Source organism: Streptomyces sp. NPDC002623 (genome assembly GCF_053592635.1).
The window spans coordinates 127,013-153,887 of sequence record NZ_JBSFWB010000013.1 but is presented as its reverse complement, the minus strand read 5'-3'; the positions used below and the strand labels follow the sequence as shown (position 1 = coordinate 153,887).

Here is a 26,875-nt window from a genome sequence, read left to right as displayed (position 1 = left end):
GGAACAGAAAAGCAACACGGCAAGCCATTGACCTCCGATGAATTCTGGTCCACCTTTTCATCAATCGGAGTCCAAGTTGGTGATTTGAACCAGCAACAGGAGGCACCATGCGCGCGAGCAGACTGACCGGAACCGTGGCCGGCGTCATAGCCCTGACCCTCACCGCCGCCGGCTGCGGCCTGTCGGGCGGCGGCTCCGACAGCGGGGACTCCACAGCCGGCGGCTGCAAGGACGACCAGGGCAACGTCGGTTCCGGGAAGCTCACGGGGGACGTCAAGGGCCGGATCACCTTCCAGACGACCAATCTGAAGAAAGACTTCGGGGATTTCTTCAACGGAGTGATCAAGGCGTTCGAGAAGGCCCACCCCGACGCCTCGGTCAAGTGGATCGACGACCCCGGCGACAACACGTTCACCTCGCGCACCGTCGCCGACGCCCAGGCCTGCACCCTGCCGGACGTGCTCAACCTCAACGCCGAGACGGCGACCTCCCTCACCAAGGCGGGCTATCTGCTCAACCTGGGCGTGAAGGACCCCGACGCCGCGAAGCCGTTCGTGCCGGCGTTCTGGAACTCCAGCACCTTCAAGGACGCCTCGGGCGCGTCGGCGCACACCGTGTTCCCCTGGTACACCGGCGGCATCCTGCTGACGTACAACACCGAGCTGCTGAAGAAGGCCGGCGTCGACCCGGCGAAGCCGCCGACGACCGTGTTCGGGCTGTTCGCCGACTACGAGAAGATCGCCAAGGCGGCCAAGGGCAAGTACTTCGCCACGATGGCCAACCCGATCTGGCGGATCCCGGCCGACTTCGACCAGATGGACATCAAGACGCTGTCCGCCGACGGCAGGTCCGCGGTCTTCGCGAATGATCCGAGGACTGTCGAGTGGGTCGCCTGGATGGCGAAGCTGTACAAGGAAGGCGCGATGCCGAAGGACTCGCTGTCCTCCAGCAACGACCCCTCCACGCTGTACAGCCAGGGCAAGGTCGCCTACGGCTCGACGAACCCGAGCTTCGTGCGCTTCGTGCAGCAGAACAGCCCGTCGGTCTACGCCAAGACCGGCGTCGGCCAGCAGCCGTACGACCAGCTCGGCCATGTCACCGCCGCCCCGCAGTACATCGGGGTCGCCTCGACCAGCAAGAACGCCCCCGCCGCCCTCGCGTTCGCGGAGTTCCTCACCAACGCCGAGAACCAGACGGCCTGGTGCAAGGACCCGAAGGTGGTGATCTTCCCGACGACCACGACCTCCCTGAACGACCCGTTCTTCCAGGACGTCACCGGGAACGACCCGTTCTCCCAGGCCCGCAAGCTGGTCGCCGAGCAGCTGAAGACCACCACCGCGTACCAGACCAGCCTCTCCCCGGCCGTGCAGAACGCCATCGTGTCCCAGGTGCAGCTGGCCATGCAGGGCAAGAAGACCCCCGAACAGGCCGTCAAGGACGCCCAGGACAAGGCGAACGAGCTGCTGAAGCAGGCGGGCTGATCGTGGCGACCCAGATCGTGAAGCCGGCGTCCGGGCCCGCCGCGGAGCGCACCGCCTCCGCGGCGGGCCCGGCCCCGTCCCGTATGCGCCGCCTCGGCCGGGCGCTGCTGCCCGGCCCCGCTCCCGGCGCCAACGGGGCGGCCCTGTACCGCCGTTGGTGGCTGCCGTGGCTGTGGACCGCCCCCGCGGTCTTCTGCGCGGTGGTGTTCGGCGTCTTCCCCTTCTTCAACACGCTGCTGCTGTCGTTCACCGACGCCAAGCCGCTCGGCGGTGCCGCGTCCTTCGTGGGCCTGGACAACTACAGCCGGATGCTGGGCGACGACGACTTCTGGCTCGCCACCCGCAACAGCGTGCTGTACGCGGTGATCGTCGTGCCGCTGATGGTGTTCCTGCCGCTGATGCTGGCCGTCCTGGTGGAGAAGAACCTGCCCGGCATCGGCTTCTTCCGGTCGGCCTTCTACACGCCGGTGCTCGCCTCCAGCGTGGTGGTGGGTCTGAGCTGGCAGTGGCTGCTGGCCGACGACGGCCTGATCAACACCTGGCTGGAGAAGTCCCATCTGATCAAGGACGCCATCCCGTTCCTGTCCGACTCCTGGCTGATCCTGCTGTCCGCGATGGGTCTCACGCTCTGGAAGGGGCTCGGCTGGTACATGGTCTTCTACCTGGCCGCGCTGGGGAACGTGCCGAAGGAACTGCACGAGGCGGCCTCCATGGACGGCGCCGGCGCGGTCCGCCGCTTCTGGCACATCACCGTGCCCGGCGTACGGCAGGCCATGATGCTGGTCGGCACGCTCACCGGCATCGGCTCGCTGCGGGTGTTCACCGAGATCTACATGCTGGGCAGCTCCACCGGCGGCCCCGGCGGCGCCGACCGCACCCTGCCCTTCTACATCCGCGACGTCGGCCTGGACCCGCTGACGGGCAACGCCGGCTACGGCTCGGCGGTCAGCGTCGCGCTGTTCGTGCTGACGCTGGGTCTGACCCTGCTGGCGCAGCGTCTGACGAAGGAGGACGAGTCATGACGACCGCCGTGGAGAAACGCCGCCGCCTGCTGCCGCGCTGGCGGGACTACGGCCGCCCCGGCGAGCTGGTGGTCCGCTATCTGCTGCTGCTGTTCGTCCTCGGCCTCACCGTCGGCCCCCTGGTCTGGCAGCTGCTGGCCTCGCTGAAGAGCACCAGCGAGGACGTCTTCGGGGCGAACGCCTCCCTGCTGCCGCACCATCCGACGCTGCGCGCCTACCGGCAGGTCTTCGAACAGGTGCCGGTGGCCACGTACATCAGGAACAGCATGATCGTGGTCGTCCTGTCGATCACCAGCCAGCTGGTGTTCTCGACCACGGCCGGTTACATGCTCTCCAAGCCCGGCTGGAAGGGCCGCAGGGCGGTCTGGGTGGTGCTGATCGCCTCGATGATGTTCCCCTTCGAGTCGATCATGGTGTCGCTGTTCCTGAGCATCCGCGACCTGGGACTGGTCGACAACCTGGTGGGCGTGTGGCTGCCCGGGTTCGTCGGCGCCATCAACGTCCTGCTGATGCGGGGCGCGTTCCTGGCGGTGCCGCGCGAGATCGAGGACTCGGCGATGCTCGACGGAGCGGGCGAGTGGCAGCGGTTCCGGTATCTGTATCTGCCGTCCGCGTGGGGCGCGATCCTGGTGGTCGTCATCAACACGTTCATCAGCGCCTGGGACGACTTCCTGTGGCCGCTGATCGTGCTGCGCTCCGAGGAGCACATGACGCTGACGCTGGGTCTGTCCCGGCTGCAGAGCTCGTCGTTCGGCTACGACCAGCGGGTGGTCATGGCCGGGTCGGTGATCTCGGTCGTCCCGGTGCTGGTGCTGTTCGTGATCACGCAGCGGTGGTTCTACAAGGGCGTGTCGTCGGGAGCGGTCAAGCTCTGAGGTCCAGGACGACGGGCACGGTCGTCAGGGCCGCCCGGGCCGACTCCGCGACACGGATCTCGACGGAGTCGGCCCCGGCCAGTTGTCCGTCGTCGAGGGTCAGGGCGACGGTACGGCGCTCTCCGGGGGCGAGGCGGACACCGTCGAAGGCGCACAGTTCGAGGGTCCGCGGCCACGAGGACGTGATCAACCGCCGCAGATACACCTGCACGACCGAACGCCCGGGCCGCTCCCCCGTGTTGGCGACCTCCACCTCGACCGTGCGGCCCGTCAGCCGGGGCTCGCCGTACGCGAAGCTCGTGTACGACAGCCCGTGGCCGAAGGAGTGCTGCGGCTCGGCGCTCCCGTCCGTATAGCCGCCGTACTCGGTGTCCTTGTGGTTGTAGTGGACGGGGAGCTGGGCTGGCGAGCGAGGCACGGAGACGGACAGCCGGCCCGCGGGTTCCGCGAGCCCGAGCAGGACCTCGGCGATCGCCTCGCCGCCCCACGGGCCCGGGTACCAGGCGGTGAGCAGCGCGGCGGCCGTGTCCGGCACGAGGTGCGGGCGGCCCTGGATCAGGACCACCGCCGTGGGCGTGCCCGTCGCGACGACGGCGTCCAGGAGCGCGTACTGCGCGTCGCCGAGCCGCAGTCCGGCGAGGTCGGCGCCCTCGCCGCAGGTCATCTCGGAGACGGCGGTCAGGGCCGCGCCGTTGGCGTCGAACTCGGTCTCGGGCGTCCGGGCGCTGCTGCCGCCGAGCACCAGCACGGCCAGGTCGCAGTCGGCGGCCGCGGCGACCGCCTCGGGAACGCCGGCGCGGTCGTCGCCGGTGAGGGCGCAGCCGCGTGCGTGGCGGACCTCGACGCCGGGCGGGGCGAGCCTGCGCAGGCCGTCGAGGACACTGGCGCCGGTCCCCGGGCGCTGGGGCGCGGTGTAGTCGCCGAGCTGGTGGGCGGCGGTGGCGGCGTGCGGCCCGAGGACGGCGACCCGGCGTACCGCCGGGCCGACGGGGAGGACGCGCTCGCGGTTGTGCAGGAGGGTGACGCAGGCCCGGGCGAGGTCGGTGCTCAGCTCGCGTCCGCCGTCGGGCAGCGGCGCCCGTCGGGTGTACGGGTCCTCGAAGAGGCCGAGGCGGAACTTCAGCCGCAGGACGCGGGCGACGGCGGTGTCGAGGGCCGTCCCGCTCACCAGTCCCCGCTCGACCGCCTGGGTCAGGTGCGTGAAGCCCTCGTCCCAAAGGCTGAGATCCACACCGGAGTTCAGCGCGAGCGCGCCCGCGGAGACCGTGTCGCCGGTGATCCGGGCGAGCCGGTCCACGGCGAGGCCGTCGGCCATCACCAGTCCCTCGAAGCCCCAGCGTTCGCGCAGCAGCCCGGTGAGCAGGGCGCGGTTGCCGGAGCAGGGCAGGCCGTCGACCTCGTTGTAGGCGGCCATCAGGGCGGCGGCCCCGGCGCGGACGCCGGCCCGGGCAGCGGGCAGGTGGATCTCGTGCAGCTCACGCGGGCCCAGCTCGGACTCGGCGGAGTTGCGGCCGCCGACCGTGGCGCCCTGTCCGGCGAAGTGCTTGAGGACGACCGCGGCCTTGTCGGCGGCGAAGTGCTCGGCCGGCGTCCCCTGCATGCCGTGCACCAGCGCCTCCGTCAGCCGGGCCGCGAGGTACGGGTCCTCGCCGTAGCACTCCTCGGTGCGGCCCCAGCGCGGGTCGCGGGCGATGTCCAGGGCGGAGACGAGGGCGACATGGCCGCCCCTGGCGCGGAGTTCGGCGGCCGCGTGGGCGGCGGCCCGCCGGTAGAGGGCGGGGTCCCAGGCGGCCCCGATCGCCAGGTTGACGGGGAGGACCGTGCCGTCGAGGGCCATGTGGCCGTGTGGCACCTCCTCGACGAACAGGGCCGGGATCCCCAGCCGGCTGCGCTCCAGGACGTGGCGCTGGACCAGGTCGGCGAGGTCGGCGCTGTCCTCGGCGCCGGGGCCGTGGCCGTGGTCGACGCCGGACCAGGCGTCGGCGCGCATCAGCCCGTACAGGGCGCCGAGCCCTTCGAACCGCTCGGTCTCGGCGTGCAGGGCCTCGGTGAGTTCGAAGTCCCCGTCCGGGGTGCGGCGGTAGGCGTCCCAGCCGTACATCCGCTGGTTGAGCTGGCCGACCTTCTCGCGCAGTGTCATCCGGGAGAGGAGATCGGCGACGCGGGTGTCGAGGGGGGCGGTCGGGTCGAGATACGGGTACGGGTACGGGGTCATCGGCGTCAGCGTCCGATGCCGTGGGCGAGGCGGGCCAGGGCCACCGCTCCGGGCGCGCCGTCGGACACCGGCGTGACGGTGAGCGAGAAGGGGGCCAGGTGTCCGGCCAGGGGGGACAGCAGGGGGCCGTCGGGGGCGAGCAGGCCGCCGGTGACGACCAGGGGTTCGCCCGGACGGGGCGCCAGTGCCGTCACGGTCTCGGCGAGCAGCCGGGCGGCCTCGCGCAGGATCTCCCCGGCCACGGCGTCCTTCTCCTCGGCCGCCGCCACGACCAGCGGGGCGTGGTCGGCGAGCCGGACCGGCGGGCGGTCCATCACCGCGGGCAGCAGGTGCGCCCGGTAGGCGGTGCGCAGGGTCGCGCTCCAGGGGACGGCGTCGGCGACGCCGTAGCCCTCCGGGGGCAGGACACCGGGCGGCAGCCCGAGTTCCCGGCCCACCGCACGGACGAGGACGGTGGGCGCGCCCCGGCCGTCGGCCGCCCGCAGGGCCGAGCGCACGGCCGAGCGGCCGATCCAGAAGCCGCTGCCGTCGTCGCCCAGGAGCCAGCCGTCGCCGCCGGAGGTCGCGGCCGGGGCCCGGGTGTCCATCCGGGCCGCGACCGCGCCGGTGCCGGCCACCAGGAGCAGGCCGTCGGCGGGGTGTCCCGGGGCGGCGGCGAAGGCGATCTCGATGTCGCTGTGGACCTCGGCCCCGGCGGCGATGCCCAGCCGGGCGAGTGCGGCGGCCAGGGCGATGTGGGCGCGCACCCGGCCGGGCTCGTCCGCGCCCTGGCCCTGATGGCCGGCGCCGGCGAAACCGCCCGCCACCGCCGCCACCCGGCCGCGCAGGGGTGCGGGGACGGCGGCCGCGAGCGCCTCGGTGAGGTGGTCGGCGAGCTCCGGTCCGGGCACGGTGAGCGCGTTTCCGGGCCCGGCCGTGCCCTCGCCCAGCGCGCGGCCGTCGCCCAGGTCCGCCAGGACGGCACGGGTACGGGTGCCGCCGGCGTCGAGGCCGACCACCAAAGCCTGGTTCAAATCACTATTCATTGCTCCCCATGGTGGTTGATACATTCGCCTCAGACAAGGCCCGCCGGCAAGACCCGTCGGCAGGGCCCGTCAGAGTCCGTCTCGCGAGGAGGACCCCATCGACACGCCCCCGCCCGCACCCGCGCTCCGCTTCGGTGTCAACTACACCCCACGCCGGGGCTGGTTCCACGCCTGGCACGACTTCGACCCCGGGCTCGCGCGCGAGGACCTGGCGCAGATAGCCGGGCTGGGCCTGGACCACGTCCGGGTCTTCCACCTGTGGCCGCTGCTCCAGCCCAACCGCACCCTGGTGCGCGCCTCGGCCGTGGACCAGCTCGTCCGTCTGGTGGACCTGGCGGGCGAATGCGGGCTCGACGTCCTCGTGGACGGCGTGCAGGGCCATCTGTCGAGCTTCGACTTCTACCCGGAGTGGACGCGCAGCTGGCACCACCGCAACGTGTTCACCGACCCCGAGGCCGTCGAGGCGCAGGCGCTGCTGCTGCGCACACTGGGCCGTGCCCTGTCCGGCCATCCTCGCCTCATCGGCCTTCAGCTCGGCAACGAGCTCAACAACCTGGTCGAGCACAACCCGGTGTCGCCGGCCGAGGTGGACCACTACCTGGACACCCTGCTGGCCGCCGCACGGGACGGGCTGGGCACGGACGCGGGCCTGGTCACGCACTCCGCGTACGACGCCGCCTGGTACGGCGACGACCACCCGTTCACCCCGCAGGCCTCGGCCCGCAAGGGCGACCTGACCACCGTCCACCCCTGGGTGTTCTCCGCCGACTGCGCCCGCCGCTACGGCCCGCGCTCGCCGCAGGTGCACCACCTCGCGGAGTACGGCACGGAACTGGCGGCCGCCTACGCCACCGATCCGGCCCGCCCGGTCTGGGTCCAGGAGACGGGGGCGCCCGAGCCGCACATCCCGGCGGCCGACGCCCCCGACTTCGCCCGCGCGACGCTGCGCAACGCGGCCGGCTGCGCGCGGCTGTGGGGCGTCACCTGGTGGTGCTCGCACGACGTCGACCGCGCCCTGGCCGACTTCCCGGAGCTGGAGTACACGCTGGGCCTGTTCGACTCCACGGGCCGCCCCAAGCCGATCGCGGACGCCCTGTCCGCCACGGTGGCCGAGCTGCGCGCCGCGCCCGCCCCCGCGCCGCCGCGCACCACGGCCCTGGTCCTGGACTGCACCCCGGCCACGCGCTCGGTCTCCGGTCCGGGCGGCGCGTTCTTCGAGACCTGGATGCGGCTTCGTCAGGAGGGCGTCCGCCCGGCGGTGGTCCTGGCGGAACGCGCACAGGACCCGTCCCATCTGGCGGCCCGGGGCATCACGGAGCTGCTCAAGGTCTAGCCCGCTGCGCCGGTCAGGACCTCCGCGAGCGCCCGCAGGTTCACCCGTCCCCTGCCGTACGCGCACAGCACGCGGCCGCCCGGCTCGGGCAACCCGGTGGAGACGAGCACCGCGTCCGGCCGGGCGGCCAACAGCGCGTCCCGCATCCGCCGCTGCCACGGGTACAGCTCCGCGTCGCACTCGGCGACGACCAACGGCCGCCCCTGCGCCGCCCGCAGCGCCTCCCGCACGAGATCCTCGGCGTCTTCTGGTTCTCCGAGGACCGCCGTCCCCGTGGCCGTCGGGTCGAGGGCGCGCAGTGCGGTCAGAAGGTCCTCGCCGCCCCAGTTGAGGGCGGGGTGCGGGGCCGGGAAGCAGTCGACGACATGGGCGCCGTGCACCGGCTCGGGCAGGGACCCCGCGCTGCGCACGGCCGCTCTCGCCGCCGTGAGCCCGGCCTCCTCGTCCCAGGCGGCCACGTCGTCCGGGCGGTACGGCAGCACCGCGTAGCGCAGCGCGAGCCGCCGTACCCGCGCCGCGGCCTCGGTCACCCGCTCGGGGGCCAGGTCACCGGACCGCAGGGCGTCGAGCACGGCGTCCCGGCAGGCGAGGGTGACCTCCAGGTCCGGTACGGCGACGATGACCTGGTCCGCTCCCGCCGCGAGCGCGAGCCGCGCGCCGGCCGCCTCGCCGTAGCGGTCGGCGATGGCCTTCATCTCCAGGGCGTCGCTCACCAGGACGCCGTCGAAGCCGAGTTCGCCGCGCAGCAGCTCGGAGAGGATGCGCGGACTGAGGGTGGCGGGCCGGTCCGGGTCGAGGGCGGGGAAGACGACGTGGGCGCTCATCAGCATCGGCACGCCCGCCTCGACGGCCGCCCGGAACGGCGCGAGGTCGAGCCGGTCGTACGGCCGCGGGTCGACCGCGAGCTCGTGGTGGCTGTCGGTGACGGTCCCGCCGTGGCCGGGGAAGTGCTTGGCGCAAGAAGCCACCCCGCGCGCCTCGGTGGCCCCGATCCAGGCCCGCAGCTGCCGGGAGACCAGCTCGGGGTCGGCGCCGAAGGCACGGGTGCGCACGATCGGGTTCTCGGGCCGGCTCTGGACGTCGGCCACGGGCGCGTAGGACGCGGTGATGCCGAGCGAGAGCAGGTGCCCGGCCAGGGCGTCGGCGCAGGCGGCGGTGAGCGCCGGATCGTCGGCGACGCCGAGCGCCCAGGAGCCGGGCACCTCGGGTGCGCCCGCGGCCACCAGGTGTCCGATGCCGCCGCCCTCGTTGTCGATGGCGATGAGCAGGTCCGGGCGCAACGCCCGCAGGGTGCCGGTGAGTTCGCGGACCTGGTCGGCGTCGCGGATGTTGCGGGTGAACAGGATGACCCCGCCCAGTCCACGGTCGATGAGCCGTTTCAGGGGGTCGGGGACGGTCGTCGTGCCGTCGAAGCCGGCGACGAGGCAGCGGTGGGCCGCCTCGTCGAGAGCCGCGGGAAGTGCCGGGCCGACGGGCCCGGAGGCGGAGTGCGTCACCTCCGGAATCCTCTGGCTCATCAAGCCGAAAGTCAACATTTGCATGGATGGACGATTCAAAAAACCGTGTCTTCGCCGGCTGAGCGGAAGCGGCCCGACTCGCCGGGTGGACGGGGGCCCGGCCGGGGTCGCGCACGGCGTTACTGTCGCCGGCATGGACCGTGATCGCCGAGGGTGGCTGCCCTGTCTGCTGGCCGGCGCCGTGTTCGCCGTGTGCATGGTCGGCACCACGTTGCCGACCCCGCTCTACGGCCTCTACCAGGAGAAGTTCGGCTTCTCCGAGCTGACGGTCACCGTCGTGTACGCGGTGTACGCCTTCGGGGTCATCGGCGTGCTGCTGCTGGCGGGCAACGCCTCGGACACCGTGGGCCGACGTTCCGTGCTGTTGTGGGGCCTGGGATGCGCGGCGGCGAGCGCCGTCTGCTTCCTGTGCGCCACGGGGCTGGGCTGGCTGTACGCGGGGCGGCTGCTGTCGGGGCTGTCCGCCGGTCTGTTCACCGGCGCCGCCACCGCGTACGTGATGGACCTGGCCCCGCCCGGCGGCGCCTCACGGGCCACGTTCGTGGCGACGGCCGCCAACATGGGCGGACTGGGCTGCGGTCCGCTGCTCGCCGGTGTCCTCGCCCAGTACGCGCCCTGGCCGCTGTATCTGCCGTTCGTCGTGCATCTCGCCCTGGTCGTCTGCTCGGCCGTCGTCGTGCTGCGGCTGCCGGAGACCGTGCACGACCTCAGACCGCTGAGCACCGTCCGGCCGCAACGGCCCGGCCTGCCCGCACCGGTGCGCCCGGTGTTCGGGCCGGCAGCGATCGCCTCGTTCGTGGGGTTCGCGTTGTTCGGCGTGTTCACCTCGGTCAGCCCCGCGTTCCTCGCCCAGTCCCTGGACGTGCACAACCACGCCGTCAGCGGTCTGGTCGTCGCGCTGGCCTTCTTCTCCTCGACGGCCGGACAACTGGCCGTCGGCCGGGTCGGGGTCGGGCGTTCGCTGCCGCTGGGCTGCGTCGCGCTGCTGGCCGGGCTGGCCCTGCTCGCGGGCGCGCTGCGCTGGGACTCGCTGACGCTGGTGGTGCTCAGCGCGATCGTCGGCGGGGCGGGGCAGGGGCTGGCGTTTCGCGCGGCGCTGGCCGCGGTGGCCGGGGCGTCTCCCCCGGACCGGCGCGCGGCGGTGATCTCGACGCTCTTCGTGGTGGCCTACGCGGGCATCTCGGTGCCGGTGATCGGCGTGGGCGTACTGGCGGAGCCCATGGGCCTGGAGGGCGCCGGGCTGGTGTTCATCGCGTGCATGGCCGTCCTCGTCTCGACCGCGGCCGCCTATCTGCTGCGGCGGCCGGTACCGGCAGGCAGGTGAACACCCGCAGCCGTACGGGTGGGTTCGGTCCATGGGCGAAGCGGGGCGGGGCCGACGGACGTTGTGCAGAACCTGCAGAGCAACCGGCAATCAGCCTGCAGAGCAACTTTCAGAACCAGCCTGCAGCACCCATCCTTCATCACCGGAAAGGCCCTTCGATGCGACGTACCGCTCTCCTCGCCGTCTGCGCCCTGGTCAGCGCCGCAGCCATGGGATTCTTCACCACCAGCGCGCTGCGCAGCCGCTGAGGCACGGGAGCCGGGGCGGCCGTCCCGCTTCCCCGGCTCAACGGCGGGCCCGCGAGTCGTCCGATGTCTCCTCGGACCGCTGCGTGCCGCCGGGATGCCGGAGTGCTCCCAGGAAACCGATGCCCAGGGCGATGGCCATGCCGTAGAACACCCGCTGGTTGGCCTCGGCGAAGTCCATGCGGATCGCGGACATCGACTCCCGCACGGTGTCCGCGACCGCACCGCCACCGCTGAACCGCTGGTCGTCGGCGGTGCCGGTGACCGCCTCCGCGACGCCCCTGGCCGCGTCGCCCGCCGCCTCGGACGGCACCCCGCGCGACTCGAGCGTGTCCGTGACCCTGTCGGTCATGGAGTGGGTCAACAGCGTGCCGAAGAGCGCGAGACCGACGCTGGCGGCGTAGTTGCGGATCGTCTGGGTGACGCCGGTGACCTCGCCGTACGAGGCGTCGATCGCCCGGTTGACGGCGTCCGTCGAGGCGGGCGCGAGGATGAAGCCGATGCCGGCCCCCGCAAGGGCCGCGTAGGGCCACTGGTCGTGCATGGACAGGTCGGTCAGCTTGCCCGCCCAGAGTGCGAAGCCGACCGCGCCGACCGCGCAGCCGAGCTTCATGGCCGGCCGCGCGCCCTGTTTGTCCAGGATCCGCCCGCCCCACTGGGAGGCGAGCGCGAAGCCCGCGAAGAAGTACAGCAGGTACAGGGCCGCCTGGTTGGGCGAGGCGCTCAGGGACACCTGCGCGTAGACGGAGGCGAAGTAGAACAGCGGGACGAACGCCAGCATGGCGAAGAACAGCACGAAGGAGTCGACGACGAACGCGCGGTCCCGGAAGACCGCGAGCCTGACCAACGGATGGGCCGTGCGCAGCTCGTAGCGGCAGAACACGTAGAGCACCCCGAGGCCGCCGACGATGCACGCCCAGGTGACCGCGCTGTCCCAACCCCACGCCGACGCCTGCTGGAAGCCGAGCACGCTCACGCCCATGCCGACCGCGATCAGCGCGGCGCCCGGCACGTCCAAGGGCTCGTCGCGGCGGCGATCGGACACATGCGCCATGGCCGTCAGGATCAACGCGACGATCGCCACAGGCACGTTGACCCAGAAGATCGCCCGCCAGGTCCAGTCGGTGAGCCAGCCGCCGAGCAGCGGCCCGAGGGCCGTCAGCGCCCCGGTGACGCCGAAGAACAGCGCCAGCGCGCGCCCGCGCCGCTCCACCGGGAAGACCGCCACGACGACCGCCAGCGCCGCGGGGAAGAGCAGTGCGGCGCCCAGCCCTTGAGTGGTCCGGAAGACGATGAGCCAGGTCAGGGCGGCGTCGCCGCGGGGGACGCAGCCGCACAGGACCGACGAGACCACGAACACCAGGGTGCCCGTCACGACGATCCGGCGAGGACCGAGGAGGTCCGCCAGCCGTCCGCCGAGGGCGAAGAACGCGGCCAGCGCCAGCAGATAGGCGTTGACGACCCATTGCATGCCGGAGGCGGAGAGGCCGAGTTCGTCGACGATGTCCGGCGTCGCGATCGACACGATGGTCTGGTCGATGAACGTCATCGCCACCGCGAACATCATGGCCGCGAGCGCCACCGACTGCGAAGGCGCACCACCCCCTGCGGACGCGCCTCCCGCCGGGCGCTTGGTGTACATGCCAGTCACCACTTCAGTCTGACCCGGCTGGACCGACGACGCATGCGCTGAACCGGTGGGGCGTTCCGGCGCTCCCTGAGCCTTCACTTCACCGTCTCGTACTGCCCCAGGAAGCGGGCGCGTCCCTCCTCCACCCGGTACAGAAAGAGCCCGGGTCCCGAAAGGATCTGCAGCGTCGTCCTGTTGAACGACAGCTCCTTGCTCACGCCCCGGTAGGTGAGCGTGCGCAGCCTGCGGGTCATGCCGCCCCGCTCGACCGCGTCCGGGCCGAGCAGCCGCAGCCCTTCCGCGGCCAGGCCGAGCGCGTCGTAGGCCTCGGCGGCGTAGGCGCCCACCTCGGCGACGCCGTAGCGCTTGCGGTAGGCCGCCACGAAGGGCTTCGCCGTCGTCAGGGCCGACGGATCCACATGGGCGGCGGCGAACACCCAACCCTCGGCGTCCTCGGCCGCCTCCGCCAGGAAGGCCGGCCCCAGCACCGGCTCCAGGGCCGTACACGGGCCGGCGAAGCCCGCTTCGCGCACCGCGCGGGCGCACAGGGCGGCCCGGTGGGCGGAGACTCCGGTGTAGACGAGCGCCTCGGCGCCGGCGGCGCGGGCCGCGTCGACGGCGGTGCGGAAGTCCTCGCTGTCGGCGGCGACGGCGTGGAGGGTGGTGGTGCCGTTGGAGGGTGGGAACTCGCTCACCGACCTGACCCTCCTCCAGCCGGCCTCTCCCGCGGCCCGGTCGTCGACGACGGCGGTCCGGTGGACGGGCTCGACGCGGGTGAGGTACCACAGCACCGGTGCCGTCAGGGTGCTGTCGCTGGGCCTGAGCTGGTAGATCGCCTCGGCTGCGCTGTCGGACAGCTCCTCGTTCCCGGCGGACACGATCAGCGCGGGCAGCAGGGCCTTCTCGTACGTCTCCTTGGCGGCCACGGCGGTCGCGTCGGCCGTGGGGCCGATCACCGCGTACACCGTGTCGTCGGCCACGAAGGCGGCGGCGGTCCGCACCGCCCGGTCCGGCTTCCCGCCGTCGTCCCTGACCTGCAGTACGAGGTCGAAGTCCCGGTCCGTACGGGCGTTGTGGTGCTCCACGGCGAGCCGCGCGCCCCGCTCCTGGGCCTGCCCGAGGCTCTTCTGCCCGCCGCTCAGATCGGCGTGCAGCCCGATCGTGTACCGGGGGAGCGGGACCCCCGCCCGGCCGGTGGGCCCACCGGCTCTGCCGCGGGACACCCACGCAGCCACGCCGCCGCCCGCGCCGAGCACCCCCAGGGCCGCCCCGAGGATCACGAGGCGCCTCCGTGAGGGCCGGGTGTCCACCTGGGTGTCGTCCGGGTCGGGCGGGTGCGGCGCCGGCAACTCCAGTACCCGCGCGGCCCGTTCGGCGATCAGCCCCGGGAGGGGAACGGGCAGCCAATCCTCCTCGGCCGTACCGCCGGGGTCGAGGGCCGCGTGCACCTCCCGCGCCGACGGCCGGGCGCCGGGTTCCTTCGCGAGGCAGGCGGTCAGCAGCGGCAGCAGCGGGTCCGGTACGCCGGTGAGGTCGGGGGTGTCGTGGACCGTGCGGTAGATGACGGCGGCCGGGGTGCCGGTGCCGAAGGGGCGGTGGCCGGTGGCGGCGAAGGCGAGGACACAGGCCAGCGAGAAGACGTCGCTCGGCGGGCCGACCCGCTCCCGACCGCCCGCCTGGGCCTGCTCGGGCGAGAGATAGCCCGGGGAGCCGATCACCACATCGCTCGCGGTGAGCGCGGTCGCGTCCGCCGAGCGGGCGATGCCGAAGTCGATGAGGCGCGGTCCGTCGAGGGCCAGCAGGACGTTGCCGGGCTTGACGTCCCGGTGGGTCAGTCCGGCCGCGTGCACCTCCGCCAGCGCCTCGGCCAGCCGGGCGCCGAGCACCCGTACGCTCTCCGGCGGCAGCGGCCCGTACCGGGCGACCGCGTCGATGAGCGGCGGCCCGGGGACGTACGCGGTGGCCAGCCAGGGCTCGCGGGCCTCCGGGTCGGCGGTGGTCACCGGCACCAGCCAGCGTCCGCCGGGCCGCCCCGCGACCTCCCCCCGGCCTTCGGCCGGGTGGACCCCCGTCTCGCTTCGCTCGCCGAGTCGGGCCACCGCCTCCACCTCGCGCCGGAAACGCACCCGGAAGGCGGGGTCGGCTGCGTACTCGGCGCGGATCACCTTGAGCGCGACCAGTGCCCCGCCCGGCGTCCGGGCCAGGTACACCACGCCCATGCCGCCCGCGCCCAGCCGGCCCAGCAACCGGTGACCGCCGATGACGGGCGGGTCCCCGGGACGCAGGGCGGCGACGGGCACGGTGCGGCAGCCCTAGGACGACGCGGAGGGTACGGGGGCCGGGCCCAGGAAACGGAACCTGCCGCCGTCGACCCGGTAGCCGAAGACCGCGCCGCTCGCGGGGGCGACGAAGGACCCGGTGTCGGGGGTGAAGGCGAAGGTCTTCGTCACGCCCTGATAGGCGGTCGCGCGCAGCGACTTGATCAGCTCGGCGCGCGTCGGCCGCTTCCCGGCCTTCCGCAGGCCGTCCGCGATCAGGTTGACGACGTCGTAGGCCTCCGCACCGAAGTAGGCGGGGGCGCTGCCGAACCGTTTGCGATGGGCTGCGGTGAAGTCGGCGGCCGCGGGCAATTCGGTGGGGTCGACACAGGTGGCGGTGATCAGCCAGCCGTCGCCGGCCGCGCCCACCGCTCGGAGGAACTCCGTGGTCAGCACGGCTCCCGGGGTGTACACCGGCCCGTCGAAGCCGGCCGCGGCCAGGGCGCGGGCGAAGACGGCCGCGCCCGGCGCGTACCCGCCGTAGACGAAGGCGTCGGAGCCCGCCGCGAGCATGTCGGTGACGATGGGCCGGAAGGCGTCGGTGCCGGCCGGGACGACCCTCGGGTAGGGCGTGAGGCCCGCGTTGCGTACCAGCGCGTTGACCGAGCCGACGCTCTCCCAGGCGTAGTCGCCCGCGCTGCGGTCCAGCAGCAGACCGGGCCGCCGGGAGGGGCCGCCGGCCGTCGCACTGGACGCGTACTGAGCGCCCAGTGCCTCTCCGCCGGCGGTCAGGAGCATGACGATGGACCCGGTGGCCTCGAGGTTGTTGGGGCGGGCGTGCAGGAAGGAGCGGTTCTCCGCGGTGGTCAGGATGCTCGCCCCGGCGGACACGGAGATCAGCGGGAGCAGCGCCTCGTCGTACACGGCGAGGACCGCGCGGGCGGGGGTGTCGGACGTCGGGCCGAGGACGGCGAGCACGTCCTTGTCCTCGACGAACGCGCGCGCGACGGTGCCCGCCCGGGTCGCGTCGCCCCGGTCGTCGGCCGTCTTCAGGGTGAGTGTGAAGGGCTTGTCCTTACGGGCGTTGAACTGCTCGACGGCGAGCCGCGCCCCGCGCTCCTGCGCCTGGCCGAGGGCCTTCGCCGGGCCGCTGAGATCCGCCTGGAGTCCGACGATCCACTCCCGGGACCCGCCCGTTCCCGCTCCGGACGCTTTCCCGTCACCGTCACCGTCGTCGCGGAGTGCCGCCCAGACCGCCGCCGCACCACCCCCCGCCACCAGTACTGCGCCCGCCGCCCCCGCGACGAGGAACCGCCGCCGGCTCGGCGAGGCCTCGGCTGTGGCAGGCGGCTCGGCGACGGTCGGTTCGATGTCCGGCAGGGCGAGCATCGCGGCCGACCTCTCGGCGATGATCCGCACGACGTCCCGCGGCAGCCAGCCCGCCGGTTCGCCCGGGGTGTCCTCCATGATCAGCCCGTGCAGCCCGGCCGCCGACGGACGCTCGGCCGGGTCCTTGGCCAGGCACGGCCGCAGCAGGACCAGCAGTTGTTCGTCGACGCCTTCGAGGTCGGGATCGTCGTGCACCGTGCGGTAGAGCAGGGCGTCGACCGCGCCCGTGCCGAAGGGCGGGCGGCCGGTCGCCGCGTAGGCCAGCAGACAGCCCAGCGAGAAGACGTCGCCGGCCGGGCCGAGCGCGTCGGCGCGGGCTTCGGCCTGCTCGGGCGCGAGGAAGCCGGGGGTGCCGACGATCATGTCGGCGGAGGTGATCGCCGTGTCGTCGGCGGCCCGCGCGATCCCGAAGTCGATGAGCCGCGGCCCGTCCACGGCGAGCAGCACGTTGCCGGGCTTGACGTCCCGGTGCACCAGACCGGCCGCGTGCACCTCCGCCAGCGCCCCGGCGAGCATCTTGGCCAGAACGCGCACACTGCGCACGGGCAGCGGCCCGCACGCGGCGACGGCCTCGGCGAGCGAGGGCCCGGGGACGAAGGCGGTGGCGAGCCAGGGCTCGGCGGCCTCCGGGTCGGCGCCCACCACGGGCACCGCCCAGGGACTGCTGACCCGTCGCGCGGCCTCGACCTCACGCCGGAAACGGGCCCGGAACTCGGGGTCGTCGGCGTATTCGGCCTTGATCACCTTTACGGCGGTCGGCGCGCCGTCGTCCGTGCGGCCGAGGTAGACCACGCCCATGCCGCCGGCGCCGAGCCGGCCGAGCAGCCGGTACCCGGCGAGGCGGGAGGGGTCGGAGGGCAGCAGGGGGCCGGTCACTCGGCCACCTCCAGCTCGGTCTCCAGGCGGACCAGCATGGAACTCTGCGTCTCGGCCACGGCCGAACTCAGTTCCTCCCCGGAGTGGCCCTGGGAGACCCGGCCGGTGGTGGCGACGGTGACCTGGCCGATGCGGGCCTGGGTCCATATGTAGGAGTAGGGACCGCCCAAGGAGTCGCTCTGGTAGTCGCCGGTCTCGTAGAGCGCGTCCTCGGCGTATTCGTTGCCGTTCGTGCCGAACGGGATGCCGACGGAGTTGAGGCCGGAGACCTTCTCCCCCGCGCGCAGCGTCTGCTCCGGGCAGCGCAGCGCCTCTTCGAGGGTCGCTGCCTGTTCCCAGTCGGCGCCGTCCACGTCCTTGTGGACGGTGACGGTCGTGGCGACCCTGATCGGGCCCTTGCCGTCGGCGGCGGGGAGTTCGCTGTAGCGGGTGATGCTGGCGAGCACATCGTCGGGCACGGGCTCACGCTGCCAGACGCACTGGCTGTCGAGGACCGGCCAGGAGCCCGGATCGCTGTCCGGGGACGCGATGACGAAGCCGGCTCCCCACAGCTCCGGACCCGCGGCGACCTTCTCGGCCAGGCGCACGGCGTCCGCGCGGGTCTTCGGGGCTCGGTCGGGGTCGAGGGTGACGTCGAGCGCGGTGGGCGCGGCACTGGGGGCGGCCGAGGCTCCGTCGGCCGGGTCGCCCGGGGCGTCCTCCCCTTGTGCGACCGTTCCGGTGGTCGTCTTCGTCGGCTTCGCCGTGGACTTCCCGTCGCCGGATCCGCCGCCGCCGGAACATCCTGCGATCAGCAGTAAGCCGCCCGCCGAAAAGGCACATAAGCCCCGTAAAAGCCCTCTGTCCACTGCTCCCGCCCCCCGGCGCTCCGCACCGTCTCAGCCCTCTCCCGGGCCTCACTCAGGCACGACAAAGAGTAGAACCCTTGGCCTGCGCCTGTCCGGGTTACCGCACGCTTCGAGCGGGACCGGTGCGACCGACACGGCCGACGCCTTCACACCGGCAATCTCAGGAGGAACGAATGGGACCGAGGACGCTCAGACGAGGCCTGGCCTCAGCAAGTGTCTTGATCATGCTCAGCTTAGGGACCACAGCGGTCGATGCCGCAGAGGTCGACGCCCCGGCAGAGGTCGACGCCCCGGCCGCGGTCGCCGTGTGCGGTCACACCGCCGAACAGCCGCCGCTCCGGCGAGGGTCCACCGGCCAGGCCACGCTCGAAGCACAGTGCGAGATCAACCTGGCGACCAAGACCGGCAGCCATACGCCGATCGCGGTGGACGGCTCCTTCGGACCCGCCACCGAGGAACGGGTCAGGACGTTTCAGGACTGTGCGGGACTCACCGCCGACGGCGAGATCGGCCCCCTGACCTGGGCCGCGCTCAACTCATGGGCCGCCCATCCGCAGCCGTGCTCACCCGCGGGAGCGGCAGGCGTCCGACAGGCCTCCGTCTGCGGGCACTCGACCGCCCGTCCGGTGCTGCGCCAGGGCGCCAAGGGCGTCGACGTCAAGGAGTTGCAGTGCCGTCTCAACCTGGAAGTCGTTCCTCGACGACTGCCTGGGCTCGACGACCGCGTTCGCCGGGTATCCGCTGCAGCTCGCGGACTACCGCCGGTCGATCGCCGAGCCCCCGCTGCCGACCGGCTCCAGCACCTGGCTGATGTGGCAGTACACCGCGTCCGCGCTCTTCGACGGCATCAGGGCCCCGGCCACCGCGGACGTCTTCAACGGCACCCAGGACGACCTGGACCGCCTGGCCAACCGCTGAGACAGCCGTCTTGGCACGGCGCGTGCGGCCGCCCGAGGTGCGCGGCGGACCGGCCGGGTGGAAGCTGACGATCATGGGGCGCAAGGGTGTGCGGCGCGGAGCGGAGCACGACGTGGAGAGGCTTCTCGACGAGCTCCACACCACGCCGCCCTCCGGCTTCGTCGCCCGGCGCGAGCAGCTGGCCGCGGCGGCCAAGGCGGACGGACGCCCCGAGGACGCCCGTCGGATCCGGGCCGCCCGCCGCCCCACGCTCGCGGCCTGGGCGGCGAACCTGCTGCTGCGCTCGCGGCCGCAGGAGAGCCGACGGTTCCTGGAGCTGGGGCGCGCACTGCGCGAGGCCTACCGGACCCTGGACGCCGACGGGATCAAGGAGCTGTCCGGGCAGCGCCGCAATGTCGTCTCGGCGCTGTCCCGGCAGGCTACCGACCTGGCGGTCGAGGCCGGACACCGGCTCTCCGACGCGGCTCGTGGGGACGTCGAATCCACGCTGCGCGCCGTGCTCGCCGATGAGGACGCGGCGGACCGGTGGGCCGCCGGACGTCTGGAGAGCGCCCTCACCCCGCCGGCGGACTTTCCGGCGGCCGCCGCCTCGGCCGCCGCTGGACCGCGCAAGCCCGCCGATGCGACACCGCCGCCCTCGTCGCGGTCACGGGCGAAGGACGAGCTCGCCGAGCGGCGCCGACAGCGACAGGAGCAGCTCCGCGCGGCGCGCCGGGCGGCAAAGGCCGCCGATCGACGGCTCCGTGATCTGCGCGCCGAGCAGGCGGACGCCGACGAGGTGCTGCATCAGGCGCACGACCTGCACGACCGGGCCGGACGGCAGCTGTCCGCCGCCGAGGAGCGGCTCCGGCAGGCACGTGAGGAGCTCGAGCAGGCAAGCCGGGAGGAGAGGGAAGCCGGGGAACGGCGCCGGTCGGCCGCTGCCGCCGTGACCCGCGCCGAACGGGCCGCACAGAACGCCGCCCGGGAGGTGGAACGCCTGGCCGGACCCGCCGGGTAGACCGGGATCCGCTCCCGAGGCTGCTCCCGAGGCCGCTCCCCAGGTCCGATCCCGCCTGGTCGGGGGCGTCCGGTGGTGCGACGCTGGAGGCAGCAGGCGTCCGACGACGGACGGGAGGACCGATGGGACGTGATGTCCCGGCGCTGGTCTTCACCCGCGAGGACCGCCGCCGGTACCGGATCAAGATGCAGGAGTGCCTCGAGGTGTTCGCGCAGATGCTGCGCGAGTCACGGTTCGAGTCCGAGCGGCCCCAGGTGGGCCTGGAGATCGAACTGAACCTGGTCGACGACCGGGCCGAGCCGGCGATGCGCAACAGCGACGTCCTGGAGGCGATCGCGGATCCCGCCTGGTCCACCGAGCTGGGCCGCTTCAACCTGGAGATCAACGTTCCGCCGCGCCGGCTGACCGAGGGTGGCCCCGACGCCTGGGAGTCCGAGATCCGCGCCGCGCTCAATCACGCGGAGGAGCGCGCCAGGTCGGTCGGCACGCATCTGATCATGATCGGCATCCTGCCCACCCTGCGACAGACGGACGTGGGCGAGTCGGCGCTGTCCGAGAACGCCCGCTACCGGCTGCTCAACGACCAGGTCTTCGCGGCACGGGGCGAGGATCTGCACATCGAGCTGGACGGCGTGGACCGGCTGCAGACCTACGCGGACACAATCACCCCCGAGGCCGCCTGCACCAGCACCCAGTTCCATCTCCAGGTCTCCCCCGACGAGTTCGCCGCCTACTGGAACGCGGCGCAGGCGATCGCCGGCGTCCAGGTGGCGCTGGCGGCCAACTCGCCGTTCCTGTTCGGCAAGGAGCTCTGGCACGAGACCCGTGTCCCACTGTTCGAGCAGGCCACCGACACCCGCCCGAAGGAGATCAAGGCCCAGGGGGTACGGCCCCGGGTGTGGTTCGGGGAGCGGTGGATCACCAGCGTCTTCGACCTCTTCGAGGAGAACCTGCGCTACTTCCCCGCCCTGCTGCCCCTGTGCGACGAGCAGGACCCGCGCGAGACGCTGGCGGGCGGAGACGTCCCCGAGCTGCCCGAGCTGACCCTGCACAACGGCACCATCTACCGCTGGAACCGCCCGGTCTACGCCGTGGCCGACGACCGGCCGCACGTGAGGGTGGAGAACCGCTGTCTGCCCGCCGGTCCGACCGTCGCCGACACCCTCGCCAACGGCGCCTTCTACTACGGGCTCACCCGCGCCTTGGTGGAGGAGGAGCGGCCGGTGTGGTCACGGATGTCCTTCCGGGCCGCCGAGGACAATCTGCACACGGCTGCCCGGCACGGCATCGAGGCCCGGCTGTACTGGCCGGGGATGGGCGAGGCGCCGGTGCCCGAGCTGGTGCTGCGGCGGCTGCTGCCGCTGGCGCACCGGGGGCTCGAGCGCTCCGGCATGGACGCGGCCTGGCGGGAGCCGCTGCTCGGCATCATCGAGCAGCGGTGCGTCACCGGCCGCAACGGGGCCGTCTGGCAGAAGGAGACGTTCCACCGCATCACCGCCGCCGGGGCCGACCGCCACGAGGCGCTGCGGCGGATGACCCAGCAGTACATCGACTACATGCACCTCAATGCTCCCGCCCATACCTGGCCGGTGGACTGACTGGCCAGAGGGGGTACGAGGGCCGACACGAGACCCACTGTGCGACAGCACTCCCCGGACCGTGCAGGATAGAGCCATGACGATCAAGGTTTACTTCGACATCACCATCAACGACGCGCCCGCCGGCCGCATCAACTTCAACCTCTTCGAGGACGTCGTGCCCAAGACGGCGGAGAACTTCCGCGCGCTCGCCACCGGCGAGAAGGGCTACGGCTACGCCGGCTCCTCCTTCCACCGGGTGATCCCCGACTTCATGCTCCAGGGCGGTGACTTCACCCGCGGCAACGGAACCGGCGGCAAGAGCATCTACGGCGAGAAGTTCGCCGACGAGAACTTCAAGCTCAAGCACGACCGTCCGGGCCTGCTGTCCATGGCCAACGCGGGCCCGAACAGCAACGGCTCGCAGTTCTTCGTCACCACGGTCGTGACGGGCTGGCTCGACGGCAAGCACGTGGTGTTCGGCGAGGTCGCCGACGAGGACAGCATGGCCCTCGTCCGGAAGATCGAGTCGCTCGGCTCCGGCAGCGGCAAGACCTCGGCGAAGATCACCATCTCCGCGTCCGGTCAGCTCTGACAGTGGCCTCGCACCGCCCGCCCGGCCGGGGACAGCACCCCGGCCGGCCGCGGGCGGTACCCGTGCGCTCCGGGCTCGCACGTCCCGCGTTCAGCTGCGGAACGGTTCCAGAGTCGCCGGGGCGGGACCGTCGGGGCGGACGGTGATGCCGTACGTCGTGCCGGTGGGGGTGGCGGAGAAGACCGGGGTGTGGGCCGGCAGCAGGTGTTCGAGCAGGACGGTCGATTCGCGGAGCGCGAACTGCAGACCGATGCAGGCGCGGGGACCGATGCCGAAGGGGTAGTACGCGCCCGGGTGGGTGGGGCGGCCGTCGGCGGCGGTGAAGCGCCGGGGGTCGAAGCGCTCCGGGTCGGGCCACAGCTCGGGGTCGCGGTGCGTGAGGTACGGGCTGACGAGAAGGTCGGTGCCCGCCTCGACGGCATAGCCGACGAGGGTGTCGTCCTCGGTGGCGTGGCGGGGCAGGATCCAGGCGGACGGGTAGAGCCGGAGCGTCTCGTGGACCAGGGCCTGGAGGGCCTGGCGGCGCCCCGCCGAGCCTTCGCCGCCGGCGGCGAGCGCGTGTTCCCGGGCGGCGGGGTTCCGGTCGAGGAGCAGGTAGAGCCAGGTCAGCGTGGTGGCGGTGGTCTCGTGTCCGGCCACGAGCAGCGTGACCAGCTCGTCGCGGATCAGCCGGTCGGTGTACTCGGGGTGCTCGGCGGCGGCGTCGGTCAGGACGTGCAGGAGACCCGGGCCGTCGGGTCCCGCCGTCCCGCTGCGGGCGGCCTCGACGGCGTGCCGGGCGACCGTGTCGATCCGGGCGAGATCGGCGGCCACGGCGTCCCGGGCGTCGGTGGCGTCGGCGGGCAGGGTCGGGAGGGCTGCCGCGACGGCGGCCACGGCGGCCAGTTCGTGCTCGGTCGCGTCGTCGAGGGGGTGCCCGGTGAGGGAGCGCCAGATGGCGTCCACGGCGAAGCGGCGCATCTCCCGCCCGACGTCGAGGCTCTGCCCGGTGCGGGCGTACCCCTCCCAGCGCGCCGCGGTGGTGCGGGCGGCCGCGGTGATCCGCTGTTCGTAGCGGCGCATCCCGGTGCCGGTGAACTGGGACTGCAGCAGGCGGCGTTGGCGCTTCCACGCGGCGCCGGTGGCGGCGAGGACGCCGTCGCCGATCAGCAGACGGGCACGGTGGGAGCGCTTGACGTACCGGTCCGGGTGCCGGGCGAGCACATGCTGGACCGCCTGCGGGTCGGTGACGAGCACGGTGGGGGCGGCGGCCGGCCCGAGGCGGACGGCGGCGACCCCGCCGAGCCGCTCGCGCACCTGGGCCAGCAGTTCGACCAGCTCGCCTCCCCCCGAACGCCACCCGGCCACGAGTGCGGGGTCGGCTTCGGGGAGGGGCCGCCCCGTTGCGGGGGCGGGCGCGAGGGAGCCGGGTCCGGCTTCGGTGTCCATGTCTCTTCTCCTGGTCGACCCGTGTGCCCGGCCGCGGCGGAGCACTGACCCCACGGACTGTACGGGAGCGGGCACACGCAGCGACAGCCCGCCGAGGCGGGCTGTCGGTCGGCTCTCGCCCGGTCCGGTCACCGCGTCCAGTAGAGGATGTCGCGGAAGCGGGCCTCGACGCGGCCGGAACCATGGTTGTAGACGCCGTTCTTGAAGTACCGGGTGGCGGGGCCCCGGTCGGCGACCGTCAGGACGAGCGAGTCGTCGAAGTAGACCTTGATCGTCCCGGTGCCGCTGGTCGCCTGGTGGGCGATCTTCACGTTGAACCAGGTGTCGTACGCGTCGGTCTTGAGCACCGTGCCGTCGTAGCGCCGCACGGTGCCGCCGCCGGTGTCGTAGACGTTGAGCATGATGTCGGTGGCCGGGGTACCGGCGGGATGGACCCCGCGCAGGATCTGCACGAACGACGCGCCGTCGCTGCCGGACGGCAGATAGACGTCGGCGTCCCACATGCGGTCGCCCGTCTTGTAGTCGTTCTTCCAGCGCATCTCGGTGCGCGGGTCCGTGGTGCTGTCCTCCTCGAACGGCTCGTCGGTGGCGTACACCCACATGCGATGGACGCCGCCGCTGTAGCTGTGCCGGTCGGCGAGGTCGAGGTTCCAGGGCTTCTGCCAGCTGTAGGTGAACGCGGTCTGCGTCCAGCCGTCGGTCGGGTCGGCGGCGGGCGCGGCGCCGGCGGACGGGGTCGCCGCCGCCGTCATGACGCCGCCGGCCAGCAGACCGCCGCCCGCCCGTAAGAGGGTTCTCCGGTTCATCGCGCATCCTTTCCCAGGTATGGACCATGTCAGGAACACGCCAGCAGACAACGCCAATACATCGGAGGAGTCAAGGACTTGAACCCTTGACATGTCCGTGAACCCTCCCTACGGTCCCGGCATACACCCGATGTATCCGATGTATCGATGATCCGTCAGAGCTGGAGGACGATGATGACCTCGCAGTCGGGGAACCCCTCAGGCCTGCCCCGGAGAGCGGTGATCGGCACTGCTCTCGGCGGTGCCGCGGTCGCCGCACTGCCCGGCACCGCCGAAGCGGCCGCCACCGCCGGGACCGCCGGGACCGCGCTCGACCGGCATCCCTGGAAGCTCCGCGACAGCATGACCTCCGACCAGTCCTGGAGCCGGTTCCTGCGCGACCAGGACCTCCTGTGGAGCACGCTGCCCACCCGCTGGTACGAGGGTCCGTTCCTCGGCGACGGGCTGCTGGGCAGCATGATCTACCAGGAACCGGGCGTGAATCAGATCCGCTTCACCGTCCAGCACGGCCGGGTCCAGGACCACCGGCCCGAGTTCGGCAGCGGCTGGGGCACCTGCCGGCTGCCGGTCGGACACCTCACCCTCGAACCGGTCGGCACGGTCACCGCAGTCGACTGGCGGCTGAGCCTGTGGAACGCCGAGCTCACCGGCACCGTCACCACCACCGCCGGCACCCTCACCCTCTCCGCCCTCATCCACGACGAGGTGCTGGCCGTCCGCGTGACGGCCGAGGGGGACGAGCAGGCCGTCTGGACGTTCCACCCCGAGGCTGCGGTCAGCCCCCGGCAGATCAGCGAGGCCCCGCCCGCCGGGTACACCGCCAACCCGCCCTGGACCACCCGGACCACCGCCGACGGCACCGAGCAGGTGCTGCAGCCCCTCGTCGGCGGCGGACAGACCGCGACCTCTTACCGCCGCACCGGCGACGAGCTGCTGCTCAGCGTCGGACACAGCTCGCCCTCCGACACCGCCGCCGAGGCCGACTCGCTGCGCAACCTCCGCCGCGCGGCGTCGTACGGCGCGCTGCGGCGACGGCACACCCGCTGGTGGCACGCGTTCTACCCGAAGAGCTTCGTCTCGTTCCCCGACCAGCGGCTGCAGAGCTTCCACTGGATCCAGCTCTACAAGGTCGCCTCCGCCAGTCGCGCGGACGGTCCCGTCATGGCCACCTGCGGGCCGTGGCTGGAGCCGACGCCCTGGCCCGCGGTGTGGTGGAACCTCAACATCCAGCTGGAGTACTGGCTGATCCACGGCTCCAACCACCTCGAACTCGACGCCCTCGCCACCACCCTGCGGCAGAACCAGGAACAGCTCATCGCCAACGTGCCCGCCGCCTACCGCGCGGACAGCTCGGGGGTGGGCCGCAGCTCCGACATGTTCGCCAACCGGGGCGTCGGCCGGCCCGGCACCGGCGCCGAGACCGGCGACCTCGCCTGGGCGCTGCACAACGTGTGGCTGTCCTACCGGCACTCCATGGACCGGGCCCTGCTGCGCGACACGGTCTACCCGGTGCTGCGCCGGACGATCAACTACTACCTGCACTTCCTCACCCCGGGCAGCGACGGCAGGCTGCATCTGCCCAGCACGCTCTCCCCCGAGTACCCGGTCGTGCCGCCGCAGGACACCAACTACGACCTGGCCCTCATCCGGTGGGGCTGCCAGACGCTCATCGAGTCGGCCGAACTGCTCGGCATCGAGGACGAGTTGACCCCGCGCTGGCAGGAGGTGCTGGCCAAGCTCACGCCGTACCCGGTCGACGACAACGGTTTCATGATCGGCGCCGACACCCCGTACGCGCAGTCCCACCGGCACTACTCGCACCTGCTGATGGTCTATCCGCTGTACCTGGTCAACTGGGACCAGCCGGAGAGCCGTGAGCTGATCACGAAGTCCGTCGAGCACTGGCATGCGCTGACCGGCGCCCACCGGGGCTACAGCTACACCGGGGCCGCCTCGCTGTACGCGATGACCGGCGACGGCGACACCGCGATCGCCTATCTGCGGAAGTTCTTCGACACCACCACCCGCTACCCGTGCCGCCCCAACACCCACTACACCGAGGCCGGTCCGGTCATCGAGACGCCGCTGTCCGCCTCCCAGTCGCTGCACGACATGTTCTGCCAGAGCTGGGGCGGCGTGCTCCGCGTCTTCCCGGCCGTCCCGGCAGCGTGGGCGGACGTCACGCTGCACGACTTCCGCACCCAGGGGGCGTTCCTGGTCAGCGCCGTCCGCAAGGCGGGGACGACCCGGTTCATCCGGATCAGGAGCCTGGCGGGCGAGCCTCTCAAGCTGCGGCACGGGCTCACCGGCCGTATCACGGCCGTGCTGGACGACGGCACCCCGGCCCGCACCCACGACCTGGGCGACGGCGTCCTCGGCATCGACCTGCCCAAGGGCCGCGAGGTGCTCGTCCACTCGGGCTCCCGGCCCGACCTCGTCATCGCGCCGGTCGCCGTCAGCGAACCGGGCCCGGCCTGGGGACTGCCGTAGCCGACCGTCCGCACGGACGCACA

The 26,875-nt window shown here is 72.7% G+C and carries 18 protein-coding genes and 1 pseudogene; 10 read left to right on the top strand and 9 right to left on the bottom strand.

Features of this window, described 5'->3' with window-relative positions; translation table 11 throughout:
• The first annotated feature begins 107 nt into the window (after positions 1-107).
• Genes ACWD4O_RS24395 through ACWD4O_RS24385 form a run of 3 tightly spaced genes read left to right on the top strand, consistent with a single transcriptional unit; the run spans position 108 to position 3,378 of the window.
• Entirely contained in the window at positions 108-1,481 is a 1,374-nt protein-coding gene (locus ACWD4O_RS24395) for an extracellular solute-binding protein (RefSeq protein WP_451282781.1), read from the top strand.
• Positions 1,481-2,503 carry a carbohydrate ABC transporter permease gene (locus tag ACWD4O_RS24390; RefSeq protein ID WP_451282947.1) on the top strand — a complete coding sequence of 341 codons (1,023 nt, stop codon included), beginning with the start codon at positions 1,481-1,483 and terminating at the stop codon, positions 2,501-2,503. Before ACWD4O_RS24395 ends, ACWD4O_RS24390 begins: the two co-directional genes overlap by 1 nt.
• On the top strand, positions 2,500-3,378 hold the full coding sequence (locus ACWD4O_RS24385) for a carbohydrate ABC transporter permease (protein ID WP_451282780.1): 879 nt from the start codon (positions 2,500-2,502) through the stop codon (positions 3,376-3,378). The genes ACWD4O_RS24390 and ACWD4O_RS24385 overlap by 4 nt, the downstream gene beginning before the upstream one ends.
• On the opposite strand, the gene ACWD4O_RS24380 is transcribed toward ACWD4O_RS24385, so the two are convergent.
• Complete coding sequence (locus ACWD4O_RS24380) at positions 3,368-5,593, bottom strand: glycoside hydrolase family 3 N-terminal domain-containing protein (protein WP_451282778.1); 2,226 nt, start codon at positions 5,591-5,593, stop codon at positions 3,368-3,370. The genes ACWD4O_RS24385 and ACWD4O_RS24380 overlap by 11 nt on opposite strands.
• 5 nt (positions 5,594-5,598) lie before the next feature.
• Positions 5,599-6,618 (bottom strand): N-acetylglucosamine kinase, encoded by a 1,020-nt coding sequence (locus ACWD4O_RS24375; RefSeq protein ID WP_451282776.1) that lies wholly within the window; start codon positions 6,616-6,618, stop codon positions 5,599-5,601.
• Positions 6,619-6,715: 97 nt separating this feature from the next.
• Here ACWD4O_RS24375 and ACWD4O_RS24370 point away from each other — a divergent pair, with 97 nt between their 5' ends.
• Positions 6,716-7,951, top strand: a complete 1,236-nt coding sequence (locus ACWD4O_RS24370; RefSeq protein ID WP_451282945.1) for a glycoside hydrolase 5 family protein — start codon at positions 6,716-6,718, stop codon at positions 7,949-7,951.
• On the opposite strand, the gene ACWD4O_RS24365 is transcribed toward ACWD4O_RS24370, so the two are convergent.
• A complete protein-coding gene (locus ACWD4O_RS24365) occupies positions 7,948-9,468 on the bottom strand; it encodes a glycoside hydrolase family 3 N-terminal domain-containing protein (RefSeq protein WP_451282774.1) in 1,521 nt (506 codons plus the stop codon). The genes ACWD4O_RS24370 and ACWD4O_RS24365 overlap by 4 nt on opposite strands.
• 133 nt (positions 9,469-9,601) lie before the next feature.
• On the opposite strand from ACWD4O_RS24365, the gene ACWD4O_RS24360 reads away from it, so the two are divergent.
• Positions 9,602-10,792, top strand: coding sequence for an MFS transporter (locus tag ACWD4O_RS24360; RefSeq protein WP_451282773.1), 1,191 nt, complete (start codon positions 9,602-9,604; stop codon positions 10,790-10,792).
• A gap of 285 nt (positions 10,793-11,077) precedes the next feature.
• On the opposite strand, the gene ACWD4O_RS24355 is transcribed toward ACWD4O_RS24360, so the two are convergent.
• From ACWD4O_RS24355 to ACWD4O_RS24340, 4 genes are all read right to left on the bottom strand, one after another.
• The gene (locus ACWD4O_RS24355; RefSeq protein WP_451282771.1) at positions 11,078-12,679 is read right to left on the bottom strand and encodes an MFS transporter; all 1,602 of its coding nucleotides are present in this window, start codon (positions 12,677-12,679) and stop codon (positions 11,078-11,080) included.
• 83 nt (positions 12,680-12,762) lie between these two features.
• Positions 12,763-14,967, bottom strand: coding sequence for a bifunctional serine/threonine-protein kinase/ABC transporter substrate-binding protein (locus ACWD4O_RS24350; protein WP_451282769.1), 2,205 nt, complete (start codon positions 14,965-14,967; stop codon positions 12,763-12,765).
• Between the two features lie 12 nt (positions 14,968-14,979).
• On the bottom strand, positions 14,980-17,190 hold the full coding sequence (locus tag ACWD4O_RS24345; RefSeq protein ID WP_451282767.1) for a bifunctional serine/threonine-protein kinase/ABC transporter substrate-binding protein: 2,211 nt from the start codon (positions 17,188-17,190) through the stop codon (positions 14,980-14,982).
• A complete protein-coding gene (locus ACWD4O_RS24340) occupies positions 17,187-18,038 on the bottom strand; it encodes a hypothetical protein (RefSeq protein WP_451282765.1) in 852 nt (283 codons plus the stop codon). Before ACWD4O_RS24340 ends, ACWD4O_RS24345 begins: the two co-directional genes overlap by 4 nt.
• A gap of 173 nt (positions 18,039-18,211) precedes the next feature.
• On the opposite strand from ACWD4O_RS24340, the pseudogene ACWD4O_RS24335 reads away from it, so the two are divergent.
• The 4 genes and pseudogenes from ACWD4O_RS24335 to ACWD4O_RS24320 all read left to right on the top strand — a co-directional run.
• Positions 18,212-18,517: pseudogene (locus ACWD4O_RS24335) on the top strand (peptidoglycan-binding domain-containing protein); the annotation flags it as partial.
• Between the two features lie 512 nt (positions 18,518-19,029).
• Positions 19,030-19,956 (top strand): hypothetical protein, encoded by a 927-nt coding sequence (locus ACWD4O_RS24330; RefSeq protein WP_451282943.1) that lies wholly within the window; start codon positions 19,030-19,032, stop codon positions 19,954-19,956.
• A gap of 122 nt (positions 19,957-20,078) precedes the next feature.
• Complete coding sequence (locus ACWD4O_RS24325) at positions 20,079-21,554, top strand: glutamate-cysteine ligase family protein (RefSeq protein ID WP_451282763.1); 1,476 nt, start codon at positions 20,079-20,081, stop codon at positions 21,552-21,554.
• A gap of 76 nt (positions 21,555-21,630) precedes the next feature.
• Positions 21,631-22,128 (top strand): peptidylprolyl isomerase, encoded by a 498-nt coding sequence (locus ACWD4O_RS24320; protein ID WP_450947608.1) that lies wholly within the window; start codon positions 21,631-21,633, stop codon positions 22,126-22,128.
• Positions 22,129-22,218: 90 nt separating this feature from the next.
• Here the strand turns inward: ACWD4O_RS24320 and ACWD4O_RS24315 are convergent, their stop codons facing one another.
• Both ACWD4O_RS24315 and ACWD4O_RS24310 read right to left on the bottom strand, forming a co-directional pair.
• The gene (locus ACWD4O_RS24315; protein ID WP_451282761.1) at positions 22,219-23,556 is read right to left on the bottom strand and encodes a cytochrome P450; all 1,338 of its coding nucleotides are present in this window, start codon (positions 23,554-23,556) and stop codon (positions 22,219-22,221) included.
• 128 nt (positions 23,557-23,684) lie between these two features.
• Positions 23,685-24,362: a polysaccharide lyase family 7 protein gene (locus ACWD4O_RS24310; protein WP_451282759.1), complete on the bottom strand. Its 678-nt coding sequence runs from the start codon at positions 24,360-24,362 to the stop codon at positions 23,685-23,687.
• Positions 24,363-24,536: 174 nt separating this feature from the next.
• Here ACWD4O_RS24310 and ACWD4O_RS24305 point away from each other — a divergent pair, with 174 nt between their 5' ends.
• On the top strand, positions 24,537-26,852 hold the full coding sequence (locus ACWD4O_RS24305) for a glycosyl hydrolase family 95 catalytic domain-containing protein (RefSeq protein ID WP_451282941.1): 2,316 nt from the start codon (positions 24,537-24,539) through the stop codon (positions 26,850-26,852).
• Positions 26,853-26,875 lie beyond the last annotated feature (23 nt).